Origin of the sequence: Psychrobacillus sp. FSL H8-0487 (genome assembly GCF_038008385.1) — a bacterium.
GTDB classification, from domain to species: domain Bacteria; phylum Bacillota; class Bacilli; order Bacillales_A; family Planococcaceae; genus Psychrobacillus; species Psychrobacillus psychrotolerans.
The window spans coordinates 1,168,362-1,181,979 of the sequence record NZ_JBBOZA010000001.1 but is presented as its reverse complement, the minus strand read 5'-3'; the positions used below and the strand labels follow the sequence as shown (position 1 = coordinate 1,181,979).

The window sequence follows — 13,618 nt, the reverse complement described above, 5'->3', positions numbered from 1 at the left end:
TTCTGGAGTGCTTTGGACAGAAGTTTTGCTGTATGATTACCGATTGATTTTTTTTAAGGTGGTGTTCGTGACTGACGTCACGAACACCATCCCTTTTTCTCAGTAATCTTTGGCATTTGTCTTTCCGCCGCCCTCCTACAACTTTTAGAAACAGGTTAGTTCGGTTTTGGATAACTAGAGAATAAATACTAACTATTAATAGAGAAAGCTCTCGAAGATGTAATTTCGTTTGCAATTTTGCTGTTTTACTTAATGAACACTTATTATTTCTCTTAATTTCCACCAGTATGAAAGAAAATCTACTTTCTCCATCCTTCTTTGGATTATAGTATTTCTAATTGAAAAGCGATTACAGATAATTGGTTACTTTCTAATTTTTGACCAACCTGATCATCTAAGCAAAAAAACAATGCTATATCCTTATAGTGGAGTACTACTAATATTTGATTGTAGTGGAAGTTGGCGACTCCAGTGGGATGAGTGAGACAGATGAGATATCACATCGACGCGTTAGCGACGGTGATCGCTCATCGCTCACCCCACGGAGGCCAACAAGATGCTGGTCACGAAGGCATTGCCACACGATGTGGCGCTCTTAGCCTTTGAACCCCACCTGAAACGGAAATCAGCAGGATAATCCATTCAAAAAAGTTATCATGAACCCAATATTAACGATAATTTTTTATATACTTACTCAAAAAAAAAAGCAATCACCGAAGTGATTGCTTTTTGCATATTAGTTTAGTTTCTGCGTTGACGATTTCTTAAGAAAGTTGGGATATCTAACGCATCCTCTTGTTGGTTATGAGAAACATGACGTTCTTGTTGAGGCGCTTGTTGTTGCGGCACTTCTTCTTTACGTTGTTCTCTAATAGGTGCTGTTGTTGGTTGTTGTGGTGCTCTGTTTCCACCAAATCCTGTGCTACGCGGTTGTTTTTGTGTGATTAACTCTTCATTGAATCCTGTTGCAATTACAGTTACAACTATTTCATCTTTTAAGTTATCATTAATAACCGAACCGAAGATCATATTAACTTCTTCATCGGATGCAGAGGCAACAATATCAGCTGCTTCTTGCACTTCAAATAGACTTAAGTTAGATCCACCAGTAATATTCATCAAGACTCCTGTCGCACCGTCTATTGAAGTTTCAAGCAGTGGACTTGAAATAGCCTTTTTCGCCGCTTCAGCTGCACGATTTTCTCCTGCAGAAATACCGATACCCATCAGAGCAGCACCTTTGTTAGACATAATAGTTTTAACATCTGCAAAGTCAAGATTGATAAGACCAGGTACAGCGATCAAATCAGAAATACCTTGAACCCCTTGACGTAAAACATTATCCGCTTCTCTGAATGCTTCTAGCATTGGCGTGTTTTTATCAACGATTTCTAACAAACGATCATTTGGAATGACGATTAATGTGTCTACTGATTCTTTCATCATACTAATTCCGCCTACTGCTTGAGTAGCACGTTTACGCCCCTCAAAAGTAAATGGACGTGTTACAACACCTACTGTTAATGCCCCTAAATCACGTGCGATTTGAGCAATAACTGGTGCTGCACCAGTTCCAGTACCGCCACCCATACCGGCTGTTACGAATACCATATCCGCTCCTCTAAGAGCTTCCTCGATTAACTCTTTACTTTCTTCAGCTGCTTTTTTCCCGACTTCAGGGTTTGCTCCTGCACCAAGTCCACGAGTTAGTTTTCCACCAATTTGTAATTTCACTTCGGCTTTTGACATATTGAGTGCTTGCGCATCCGTATTAACAGCGATAAAATCTACACCTTGAACACCATGTTCAATCATACGATTTACAGCGTTATTACCGCCACCACCTACTCCAATAACTTTAATGATCGCTAATTGATCTTCATTTGTTTCAAATTCTAACATGCTATTGCCTCCTATGTTCTATCTGCTATGATAAATGGTTTGTTATTCAAAAAACTTGTCAAAAAATCTCTTTGCTTTTGTCATGGCGCTATCCTTGTGTTCATTAGTCGATTGAGCAGACTGTTTTTGTTTTTTAGAAACGGCAACTGCTTCATTTGAAACCGAATGCGCTAACGCATGGCTATCACCAATTTTACCATAGAAAAGATCTTCTTTATAGGCATATCTTATAAGACCAACTGCAGTTGTATATTGAGGTTCTCGAACCCCAATGTAATCTGGAGTATATAGTCTCACTCTTGTTTGAAGGATATGTCTTGCTAACTGTCCTAAGCCTTCTAGTTTAGAAACTCCACCAGTAATAACTACTCCGCCTGGTAAGTCTTGTAACCCAAGTCGATAAAATTCTTCTAGAACCATTTCAAATAATTCTTCTAGTCGAACTCCAATGATTTCGGCAATATAACGTTGTGAGTATTGTTCTTTCATATCTGCACCTATTACTGGCACTTCAAATAGTTCATCATCTGAAGCATCATCATAGAAAGCATGTCCATATTTTAGTTTAATCATTTCAGCTTGTTCAGTTGGTGTTTTTAAGACAATCGATAAATCTTTTGTAATATGGTCACCGCCAACTGGAATAACGGAAGTGCTTACTAAATGGCCTTCATTGAAAATAGCAATCGTCGTGGAACCACCACCTATATCGATATAAGCTGTCCCATGATTTTTTTCGTCTTCGGTTAATGCAAAGTGTCCACCAGCTAAAGGCTGTAAGTAAATCTCTCTAATTTGAAGGCCAGCTCTTTCCACACATCTTAACACGTTATGTAAAATTGTTTTGGATGTAGTCATCATAATACCGTCAAGCTCCAAACGTGTCCCGATCATTCCACGTGGATCCTTAATTTCTTCTAAGTGATCGACGATGAATTGTTTTGGTGCTATATTAATAAGCTCTCTCTCAGGAGGAATAGACATAACTTGAGCTGACTCTATAACACGTTCTAAGTCACCATCAGTTATTTCTCTATCATCACGATTAACAGCCACTACTCCCTTAACATTTTGTATATTTGCCATATTTGCCGGAATACCTAATACAATTTCATTAATAGACATACCGATCATTCTTTCGGCTTCACTTACCGCTTTTTTAATTGATTGAACTGTTGCATCTATATCTACGATGGTGCCTTTTCTAATTCCGTTTGATTTTACATTTCCAACACCAATTACGTGCAGCGAGTCTTCATTCATTTCGCCGATTAAGACCTTAATGGAAGACGACCCAATATCTAGTGATACGTATAATTCTGATTGATTCAACCCGTGGCACCTCCTAAGAACTCTTTATTTATTATTCTAGTGTAAAAATAGTATAAAGTCTAAAATTTTCTAAAGAAATAGTCAATTTAAACCTAATAATTTATTAATTTTTTCTTTCTGACCATTTTGTGAGCAAAATTCGACGGATAACTGCTATATTCTGAAATAATCGTACACCGAACGCAAAAATCGCCGCTAGGTATAAATCTATCCCTAAGTGTACACCTAAAAATGCTAAAGCTGCAGCAAGGGCTATATTGAAGAAAAATCCTGAAACGAATACTTTGTCATCATAGACATGCTGTAGATGTGCACGTATGCCTCCGAATAGAGTATCAAGTGCTGCCAATACCGCTATAGACAAATAGCTTTCATATATTTCAGGGATTTGTATTTCCGTTAATAAACCGAGGGAAATCCCAAGTATCAGCCCTAATAATGGCAACCACATTTCATGACTCCCCTTCCGGTACTTCTTTTAAGAATTGGTTATTTAGAGCTTGGTCATAAGAGGAAATCGTGATATTTTGCTCGGGCTTACCAATCTTCAGTTTTAAATTATCAATATAAAAGTCATCTCCGATTGTGGAGGCCTCTAACTGATTATACATTTTTTGCGCATCCTCAAAAGTGGAGGTTCCAATTTTAATAGTAAATGGTGCATTTCTTACTGGTATATTATTCACTGTAGTTTTACCATTTACATCTCTAATTGGGGAAGAATAGATAATTCGTTTACCATCCACTTCAATATCATTTGCTTTAAAACGATTGATTTCATTAATAAGTCGGATGAGCAAATCTGGTGAAATACCTTCCACAGGTTGTCCAAGTGCTACGCTTTCTAAGGATGGCTCCACTTTAATAATAATTCCTGGACCCGTATGTTCAACCAGACCTATATCTTTTTTTAATTGTTCTACTGTATCCTGTAAAGCAAGTTCTGCACTTTCGCTTACCATGTTTCCATATTTCAAGATTGTTTGATCTAATACATAAATTTCCGAAAGCAGCTCGGAATGTGTTTCGGTTTCTTTGGATAATTCTTGACGAATAGCCCATATATCTCGTGTATCTCTTGTTTCAGGATTTTGAACTGTGTTAAATTGTATCGCTAACATAAAGCCAATTATTAACAAAACTATAGTAAACCGAATATAGACGGTTTTTCTCATTATTCGGCCTCCTTATATCCCGTTTTACTACCAGTGGGAATTGAAGAAACCCCACCCAGTTGAGTAGCATTACTATATTAGTTAGCTATAATCATCTTCACGTAAAGCAGGCATTGTTATTAAATCTTTTTCTCCTACAGTCACCACTATATTATCACTAGTAAGTTGGTCAACAACACCTCCTCCTAGATTTACGGAAGAGAGCAATACTTTCGGATCTCCTACTGCTTCAATCGTAAATGGTGCTGGAAAGGTCTTTCCATCTACTACAATCACTGGGCCTGTACATCTTATATAAGAGTTTGCATGAAGTCTTTGGCCATTAATAGATATAGCTTCTGCACCAGATATTTTAAGCTCATTAATCACTTTAAATACGTGACTTTCATGTACTATATAGTCATTTGGATTTTCTTGAGAAGGATTATAAGCTCCGTCTTCCAATGAAACAGTAATACCTTTTCCTTGTGAGGGAATATCTCCAATCAATAATCGAAGTATTTCTGCTTCCTCTACTAATTCTTCTACACTTTCTTCACTCTCTACAAAAGAATGTTCAAAAGCACGGATTTTTTGTTGCTTATCAGTAATTTCTTCTGTTAGCTCTTTATTGCGTTCTTTTTGTTCCACTAATTTTTCTCTATACTTTTCTTGTTCTTGGAAATTCGAGAGATTTGAAGCGTTTTTTTCGTTATCTTCAGATGAGATACTATACGAATATGCAAGTATAAATCCTAACACTAAACTTACCATCGATATAGTAATAAGCCCTCTAGATGGTACTTTAAGGAGTTTGGTCTTCTTCACTTTCCACAACCTCCTCTTCTACTGGTACATTATACACATCTTTAAATGGTTGGAAAAATGTCCCTACTTCCAAATCAATAACACCCTTCACTTCGGGATTTAGCTGAGAAACAATGGAAGGATAAAAATTCATTTTTTCTCCGAATGATGGAATGATCGCCTTAACTTCATTTCCATCATTCATAAATACTAGGATAGAGTATGCATCATTTTCAGTTGGTGCATATTTAATTTGAGAAATACCTGTTAACACTTCGCTGTCCAATAATTTTAATTCTTTTATCATCCTCAAACGGTTTTTTTCATTGTCAAAACCTGAAAAGATAGGTCCATCCTTTGGTAAAACTTGTCCATCTGTTTTAATAATCTGTCCATTCTCTAAAATTATATGAAGAAAATCTCCATCCTCTAAATAACCTATTTGATGAAACTCATTAACTTGAATATGAACGGATGTTAACCACTTTCGCTTAACTTGTACTGATTCTACCCATGCGTTCTTAGCCAAGAGGTTTTCAATTTTACTTTCATTAAAACTCCACATCGACTCGCCAATATTCAAGGTACTCTCCTCTATGTACAATTCTTTAGGTACTAGTTTTTCACCGTCCACTGTAATCTTTTGAACCTGACTGTAAGAGGATTGAAAATATAAAACTATTAATAACGTAGTAACAAAGAGAAAAAGTAGAATGGAAAATTTTTTATTTGTTCTACGTCTTCTGCGTTCTTTTAAGGTAGGTATACGATCTTCAATATCGATGATTTTTTCCATTCTACCGCCTCCCTTCTTTTTCAGTTTCTTGAGCTAAGTTTAAAATAATTCCAATAATCCCCCAGGTCATCACTAACGAAGAACCTCCATAACTGATGAATGGCAAGGTTACCCCAGTCACTGGCAATAGACCTGTAACTACCCCCATATTTAAAAATGTTTGTACTGCTAATAGAGAGGTAAATCCAATAATCATTAACTGACGTTCACGTGTTTTTGCACGCGCAGCCATCGAAAAACTGGTTGAAAAAAACGTTAAAAATGCTAATACGATTATGAACCCACCGATGAAACCTGACTCCTCCAACAAAATAGAAAAGATGAAATCATTTTGTGGTTCAGGCAAATACAAAAACTTCTGGCGGCTATTTCCATACCCAAAACCAAATAATCCAGCTGGACCTATGGCAAGCAATGATTGTATTGCTTGAAATCCGGATCCCAGTGGGTCATTCCAAGGATCTAGAAAGGCTTGTATTCGCACAAGTCGGTATGGAGCAGAAACAATTAGCAGTACAAAAGCAATAATGCCACTCATACCTATCCAAAGAAAGAACTTGAACGGAAGTCCTGCTGCAAACAATAAAAAGAATACAGCAACAACCAATACAAAAGCGGAACCAAAGTCTGGTTGAACCATGATAAAGCCAATTGGCAATAATAACAAAAGGCCACTTTGAATATACATTTTCATTCTAGAATTTTTTACATTTGCTAGAGAGTTAGCTAACACTCCTAATACTGCTATTTTAGCTAACTCTGCTGGTTGAAAATTCATAAATCCAAGAGAAATCCAACTTTGTGATCCATTTCGAACCACTCCAATACCAGGGATTAAAACGCCAATTAGCATGAGAATCGCAACTATATATAATCCTCTCCAAAATCCATCAGACCGTATGAAACTTGCCTTTTGAATAATGAAGGCTCCAACTATCCCTACAATAAGATATGCTGCTTGTTTTAATGCAAATGGCATTTGTCCTTTGTAATGGACTTCGCTCCAATAGGAACCCGCTGAGTGGACAAAGAATATACCAATGATGGATAAAAACAATACAGAAGATAGGAAAATAAATTTTCTTGTATCTTTCGTTTAGGTCATCCTTTCATTACTCTTTTAAAGATGTAACATGGTCGATAAATTCATCTCCACGAATCTCAAAGCTTTCATATTGATCCCAACTTGCACATGAAGGTGAAAGCAATACGATATCCCCTTCGGATGAAGTCGCTAATGCCATTTTAAATGCTTCACCTAAGGTTTCTGTGCTAACTACCGAGGAGATTCCTTGCTCTTCTCCAAACTTTTGCAATCGATCTTTAGTTGCTCCGTAATGGACTAATGCTTTCACACGATCTAAGTAAGGTATTAGTTCATCAAATGAATGGCCGCGGTCCACACCACCTGCTATTAATATAACTGGCTCTGTAAAACCTTCTAGAGCACTTTTAGTTGCAAGTGCATTTGTAGCTTTTGAGTCATTATAAAATTTACGGCCTTTCCATTCCCTGATGAATTGAGTACGATGTTTAACCCCGTGGAATGTTGATAATACTTGTATAATAGCTTCAATAGGACATTTCATCAGTAATGCTGTCGCTGTCGCAGCAAGTACATTCTCTAAATTATGCTTACCTCTCAGCGCAATAATAGATCGTTCAAATAATCGTTCACCGTTCCAGTAGACGTATAGCTCATCTGCACTTATACCCTCTTTTGTCTTACTACTAACATAAAAAGGTATTTTGGCTGCCTTACTCATTTGAGCATAGTCTTTCACTATTTGCTGTTCTCCATTATAAACTAGCCAATCAGTAGCATCTTGTTGTTGGGTAATTTTAAATTTAGCATCTGTATATTCCTGAAAATCTTTATGGTAATCTAAATGCGCTTCATATAAGTTAAGTAGTACAGAAACTTTTGGCTTTAACTCTTCTGTACCCATAAGCTGAAATGAAGATAATTCGGTTACGATAATATTCTCTGCTGTCGCTTCTTTTGCAACAGTAGTTGCAACTGTACCAATATTACCAGCTATTTTGGGCTTTTTATCGGCAGCTGCAAGCATTTCAAATATCAATGTAGTAGTTGTAGTCTTTCCATTTGAACCGGTTATTCCGATCATTGGAGCATCGCTAATACGATACGCAAGTTCTACTTCTGTCCATACAGGTATTCCTCTTTTATTTGCCTCTGTAATAACTGGATTGTTATAAGGTATTCCAGGATTCTTGACGATTAAACTAAAGCCTTCATCTAAGATATCTTCAGGATGACTTCCACAAATAACAGTTAAACCTTTTGATAACAAGTACTGAGCATTTTCATTTTGCTCGAATGGCTTAGCATCATTCACAGTAACAAATGCTCCTAAGTCATGTAGCGTTTCAGCTGCTGCAGTACCGCTTTTTGCCAAACCTAAAACAAGTATTTTTTTATGAACTACATGTGGTAATTTCTTCATCTCACAAAACCTCCAAGCAGACTACAATCATTGCAGCTATGAAACCTATTGCCCAGAACACTGTAACTATTTTACGTTCATTCCAACCCGACAATTCAAAGTGATGGTGAATCGGACTCATTTTGAATATACGTTTGCCCGTTGTTTTAAAGCTAATCACTTGTAATATCACCGATAACGTTTCAATTACAAAGATAATCCCAACAATTAGCAATAATAATTCATGTTTCACTAGAATAGATACCATGGCCAGCGCACCACCTAATGCAAGAGAACCCGTATCTCCCATAAACACTTTTGCTGGATATTTGTTAAACAATAAAAACCCTAAAAGTGCTCCTGATACACAGAATGTAAATATAGCTATATCACTCTGTTCATAAGCAAGCGCTAGAACACCAAATGCTGCAAAGGCAACTGTTGCTGTTCCTGCAACTAATCCATCTAAGCCATCTGTCAAATTAACGGCATTTGAAAAACCAACTAGCCAAAAGATAAGAAATGCAATATACAATTGACCTAATTGAAGTTCCATTTCTGTAAATGGTATAACTATATTTGTATCAAAGGGTCCTTGTTTTAATAAGAAGTAGGCAATGATCGCAATAATAATTTGACCAATTAGTTTCTGGATAGATGTTAAGCCTAAATTTCTTTTTAAAACGACTTTTATAAAATCATCCAAAAATCCAATAACACCAAAACCTACTAGGATAACTAACAAAACAATGGACTGAGTCGTTAATTTATCAAAATAAAGGGATAGAGCAAGTGTTGAAATAATGATGGAGGTTAAGAAAATCAGCCCTCCCATTGTAGGTGTACCTGCCTTTACTTGATGCGACTGAGGCCCTTCTTCTCTTATGCTTTGACCAAATTTCATCCTTCTTAAATAAGGAATAACAATTGGAGCAAGAATAACTGTAAGTATAAAACTAACAATAAGTGTAATAACCGTTGTAGACAATGTCATAAAAAAATCTCCTTAAATACGATCAACTATTAATGAATGTACTATTTTATTTATTTGTGTATACATGAATTGTTCCATCTAATGGGATGAGCCCATTTTCTTTTGGCAGCTGAGAGATTATTTCGTCTCCATCACCATGCCAAACAATATTGAAAGGATACATATAGGACGTTATTTCCTTCCTTTTTGTTCCTACCAGGTTCGGTGTACGTACTTGCTCTACATCTCCCCATCTATACTCTTTTTCTATCTGGGTGCCGCTTCCTTTTGTCTTCAGTGAATCTTCCAAAATTTGACCAACAATAGGTGCTGCTATTACTCCCCCGAATTGAGTGCTGTGTTTAGGGTTGTCGATGGCAACATATACGATAAGTTCTGGATTATCTGCTGGTGCAAAACCTATAAAGGATACAATGTACTCTCCATCCATATACCGGCCATTTTGAACTTTTTGCGCTGTACCTGTCTTGCCACCAATTCGAAGTTGATCACGATAAGCATTTCTACCCGACCCCTCCGCAACTACATGTTCCAGAGCATCTCGCACAATGGCTGAAGTTTCCTCACTAATAACTTGACGCTTCATCTCTGGTTCACTACTTGATAAGATTTCGTTTGTTTCACCATCTATTGTATTTTTTACAATAAATGGCTTATATAGATACCCACCATTTACTGCCGCAGCTACAGCTTGCACTTGTTGAATAGGGGTGACTGAAATACCTTGACCAAAAGAGGTTGTGGCGTGTTCAACTGGTCCAAAGTTCTCTTTACTAAATAGAATACCCGAGGATTCCCCTGCCATCCCTGAACCTGTAGATTTACCGAACCCAAAGTTACGTATGTATTCTTGTAACTTCTCTGCGCCTACTCTATTTCCTAACTCAATAAAACCAGGGTTGCAAGAATTTTCAACAACTTCTAAAAATGTTTGATTTCCATGTCCTGATCTTTTCCAGCAACGAAGCCTAGAGCCTTCTACCATGGTATATCCTTTATCATGAAAGTGATCATTCTGTAAGTCTACTACATTCTCTTCTAATGCCGCACTCAATGTAATAATCTTAAAAGTTGAACCAGGTTCAAAAGTCATCCAGACTGGTAAGTTACGATTGTAAACGGTCGAATCCACCTCTTGATAGTCCGACGGATCGAAATTAGGAGCAGAAGCAAGTGCTAATATTTCACCATTTTTGGGGTTCATAACAATCGCAATCGCTTGTGTCGCTTCATATTTCTGCATAGCTTGCGATAATTCACGTTCCACTACTTGCTGAATATCTAAATCCACTGTCAACTGTACATGATTGCCTTTTACACCATTTTTCCATCCATCGTCCACATGTGGAAGTGGTACTCCTTTTGCATCGGTAAACATTCGTACAGCAGAGGATTTGCCTTTTAAAATAGAATCATATTGGTACTCGATTCCCGCAAGCCCTTGTGCATCATAACCAGTAAAACCTATTAATCTAGATAACATATTGCCATATGGATAGTCTCTTAAATAATCGACTCCTGCATACAAACCTTTAATATTCTTATCTTGTATTTCCATAGCAAGTTCACTCGAGATATTTTTTCCTTTAGGTGCAATTTTCACTAAGTATGCTCTTTTGTTTATTTGCTCTAAAAGCTCATTTTTGTCCATCCCTATTAAGGAACCAATTTCTTCGGCTACTTGCTCAGGATTCTCATTTTGAGAAGGCATATAAAATAAGGTCGGTGCAAGCTTGTTTCCTACAATAACTTCTCCATTACGATCTAAAATATTCCCGCGGAGAGAAGCATAAGGTAGTTCTCTATCCCAGCTTTCTTTTGCCTTTGTCGTAAGCTCATCAAATTGGAAAAATTGAAGCTGAACTAATTTGAGAAGAACTAGGACGAACAAAAAAATAATCATAATCCAAATCAGGCGCAGACGTACAATTTGTTTTAACTTTGAAATTGCCAAATCCCCTTTAGTCCGTTTTAGATAACTTATGAGAAAATGACACTAACTATTCTATCCCTATTTAGTCCTGAGGTAAATCAGTTTGTGATTCGTCTAAATTTTCCTTATTATTTGTTACTTCTGCTGGAGTTGCAAGTTTCACGACGATTGGAGTATCTGCAGTTACGATCGATCCTCCAGTCAAGCTCTGTTCATTTACAAAACCTTCTCCAACAATTTCTATTGGTAACTTAGATAACGATTTATATATCATAATATTTCTTTTCGACCAACCTTTAAAGTCAGGTAATTGAATATCTCCCTGTCCCTTTAGAAAGACTATACTATTTGAAATAGCACTTGTTTTTGCCGCTGGATATTGTTCTTCTACCTTATCCGACTGACCGATAACTACTGTCTTTAATCCTTGTGCTTCCAATTTACTTTGACTTGCCATTAAATCTTCCCCAACTACATTCGGCATTTCAATTGATTCTGCAAGTTCCAAGTTTTCCGGCTCAATATTTAAATATTTCAAGCTTCTTTCTGTCACTGCGTTGAAAATTTCGGATGTTGTATCAGAACCAGTTTCCGTCATTTCCAATTTTGGTCGATGAACCATTACATAAACAATTAACTGCGGATCCTCTACAGGAGCCATTCCTAAGAATGAGTGTAGGAAATCATTTTTATAGTAGCCCCCTCCAGGTTTTGATATTTGAGCAGTACCAGTTTTACCTGCTGAAGTATATCCATTCAACTTAAATTTCTGGGCAGTACCTTTTTCTGACGTTACCGTACTTGCCAATATTTCTTTTACCTGCTGCGCAGTTTCTGCAGAAATAGGAGATTTCTTTTCAGCCTCTTTATGATTCTCCACTACATCATTAGTATTAGGATTGACAATTTTATCAATTATAAAGGGTTGCATCATCTTCCCTTCGTTTGCTATAGCAGTCATTCCTTGCACCATTTGTATAGGTGTTACGGTTGTTCCCTGACCATATGTTGTAGTTATACGTTCAACTGGACCACCATTTGCTATAATTCCAGTTGCTTCATTGGGAAGGTCTATACCCGTCTTCTGTCCAAATCCAAAGAGTTTAATATATTCATTGAACGTTTCCTCTCCTATTTGGTTAAGCAAGTACGCCATTGAAACATTGGATGAACGTTGGAAACCTTCTAAATACGTTATATTCCCCCACCCTACTACATTATGATCCCTTATAGTTCTATCAAAGATCTTATAGGAACCCGATTTATATGTAGCATTAGGTGCCCAGACCCCTTCTTCGATAGCGGCGGCTAATGTGAATATCTTAAAGGTAGATCCTGGCTCAATCGTTTGCTCAGTTACTTCATTTAGCCAGTTAGTAGATAATCCTTCTCTTGTATTCGGTTCAAAGGAAGGGCGCTGGGACATAGCTAATATTTCCCCAGTTTTTGGATCTGCTACAACAGCCGTAATCCGTTCTGGATTATATTTTTCTTGTGCCGTATTCATCGCTTCTTCTAAAAAGTTTTGTATGGTCTTATCTAAAGTGAGGTAGATGTCTAAGCCATTTTTAGCTTCTGTCACCATCTTCTCAGCATTCGGTAGTAAGAAGCCTTTAGTATCACTTTTGAATTCGACTTTCCCAGGAGTGCCGGTTAACTCTTCATCGTAAATATATTCAAGACCCATTTTGCCAACAGGTTCAGCTGTTCCATCTTCTTTCTCTTCCTTTAAAGCAAAACCTATCAAATGCGAAGCAAACTGACCATTAGGATATAATCTTTTTAAATCTTCGATAAAAGTTATTCCAGGTAGTTTGTTGCTTTTTATCTCTTCCATAACTTTGTTGCTAATATCCCTGCCAGCTTTACCAAATTCAACTTGGTATTTCTCGGATTTTATACTTTTCTCTAGTAAACTAGTAATCTCTTGTTCTGTCATATCAATATACTTTGCTAAAACTTTGGCCGTGTTAGCTGGATCACTAACATGCCTTTGTATACCACTATTGTTAGAAGCGTTCGGGCTAATGACAGCGATCATTTTATAGCTAAGTGTATCCTGCGCTATTATCTCGCCGTTACGATCAACTATTTTCCCTCTACTAGCTTGAAGAACCTGTTCTCTACTATACTTGTGCTCTGCCTTCGTTGATAATACTTGACCTTCAGCAGTACCCGTATATTGTATAAATACAAAACGACTAAGTAATAAGAAAAAGAGCCCTCCATATAATAAAAACATTAGAAAGGCTC

General features: G+C 37.0%; 11 protein-coding genes. All 11 read right to left on the bottom strand.

Features of this window, described 5'->3' with window-relative positions; genetic code table 11:
- Positions 1-741: 741 nt before the first annotated feature.
- A complete protein-coding gene (gene ftsZ, locus MHI47_RS05595) occupies positions 742-1,902 on the bottom strand; it encodes a cell division protein FtsZ (RefSeq protein WP_093535308.1) in 1,161 nt (386 codons plus the stop codon).
- 42 nt (positions 1,903-1,944) lie between these two features.
- Positions 1,945-3,234 (bottom strand): cell division protein FtsA, encoded by a 1,290-nt coding sequence (ftsA, locus tag MHI47_RS05590; protein ID WP_093535310.1) that lies wholly within the window; start codon positions 3,232-3,234, stop codon positions 1,945-1,947.
- Between the two features lie 103 nt (positions 3,235-3,337).
- Positions 3,338-3,685, bottom strand: coding sequence for a small basic family protein (locus MHI47_RS05585; protein WP_093535312.1), 348 nt, complete (start codon positions 3,683-3,685; stop codon positions 3,338-3,340).
- A gap of 1 nt (position 3,686) precedes the next feature.
- A complete protein-coding gene (locus tag MHI47_RS05580; RefSeq protein ID WP_093535314.1) occupies positions 3,687-4,409 on the bottom strand; it encodes a DUF881 domain-containing protein in 723 nt (240 codons plus the stop codon).
- Between the two features lie 81 nt (positions 4,410-4,490).
- A complete protein-coding gene (locus tag MHI47_RS05575) occupies positions 4,491-5,162 on the bottom strand; it encodes a DUF881 domain-containing protein (protein ID WP_093535741.1) in 672 nt (223 codons plus the stop codon).
- 31 nt (positions 5,163-5,193) lie between these two features.
- Entirely contained in the window at positions 5,194-5,991 is a 798-nt protein-coding gene (locus MHI47_RS05570) for a cell division protein FtsQ/DivIB (protein ID WP_340761874.1), read from the bottom strand.
- Position 5,992: 1 nt separating this feature from the next.
- Entirely contained in the window at positions 5,993-7,048 is a 1,056-nt protein-coding gene (locus MHI47_RS05565; protein WP_322788060.1) for an FtsW/RodA/SpoVE family cell cycle protein, read from the bottom strand.
- A gap of 55 nt (positions 7,049-7,103) precedes the next feature.
- Complete coding sequence (murD, locus tag MHI47_RS05560; RefSeq protein ID WP_340829974.1) at positions 7,104-8,459, bottom strand: UDP-N-acetylmuramoyl-L-alanine--D-glutamate ligase; 1,356 nt, start codon at positions 8,457-8,459, stop codon at positions 7,104-7,106.
- A 1-nt stretch (position 8,460) separates the two neighbouring features.
- On the bottom strand, positions 8,461-9,432 hold the full coding sequence (mraY, locus tag MHI47_RS05555; RefSeq protein ID WP_093535322.1) for a phospho-N-acetylmuramoyl-pentapeptide-transferase: 972 nt from the start codon (positions 9,430-9,432) through the stop codon (positions 8,461-8,463).
- A 46-nt stretch (positions 9,433-9,478) separates the two neighbouring features.
- A complete protein-coding gene (locus MHI47_RS05550; RefSeq protein ID WP_340832006.1) occupies positions 9,479-11,335 on the bottom strand; it encodes a penicillin-binding transpeptidase domain-containing protein in 1,857 nt (618 codons plus the stop codon).
- Between the two features lie 112 nt (positions 11,336-11,447).
- Positions 11,448-13,607, bottom strand: coding sequence for a penicillin-binding protein (locus tag MHI47_RS05545; RefSeq protein WP_340829972.1), 2,160 nt, complete (start codon positions 13,605-13,607; stop codon positions 11,448-11,450).
- Between the last annotated feature and the right edge of the window lie 11 nt (positions 13,608-13,618).

Excerpts from the sequence above, each read along its gene's own strand:
- MHI47_RS05570 (WP_340761874.1), bottom strand. The coding sequence starts at position 5,991 with ATGGAAAAAATCATCGATATTGAAGATCGTATACCTACCTTAAAAGAA.
- MHI47_RS05585 (WP_093535312.1), bottom strand. The coding sequence starts at position 3,685 with ATGTGGTTGCCATTATTAGGGCTGATACTTGGGATTTCCCTCGGTTTA.
- MHI47_RS05580 (WP_093535314.1), bottom strand. The coding sequence starts at position 4,409 with ATGAGAAAAACCGTCTATATTCGGTTTACTATAGTTTTGTTAATAATT.
- murD (WP_340829974.1), bottom strand. The coding sequence starts at position 8,459 with ATGAAGAAATTACCACATGTAGTTCATAAAAAAATACTTGTTTTAGGT.
- ftsZ (WP_093535308.1), bottom strand. The coding sequence starts at position 1,902 with ATGTTAGAATTTGAAACAAATGAAGATCAATTAGCGATCATTAAAGTT.
- MHI47_RS05575 (WP_093535741.1), bottom strand. The coding sequence starts at position 5,162 with ATGGTAAGTTTAGTGTTAGGATTTATACTTGCATATTCGTATAGTATC.
- MHI47_RS05545 (WP_340829972.1), bottom strand. The coding sequence starts at position 13,607 with ATGTTTTTATTATATGGAGGGCTCTTTTTCTTATTACTTAGTCGTTTT.
- mraY (WP_093535322.1), bottom strand. The coding sequence starts at position 9,432 with ATGACATTGTCTACAACGGTTATTACACTTATTGTTAGTTTTATACTT.
- MHI47_RS05550 (WP_340832006.1), bottom strand. The coding sequence starts at position 11,335 with ATGATTATTTTTTTGTTCGTCCTAGTTCTTCTCAAATTAGTTCAGCTT.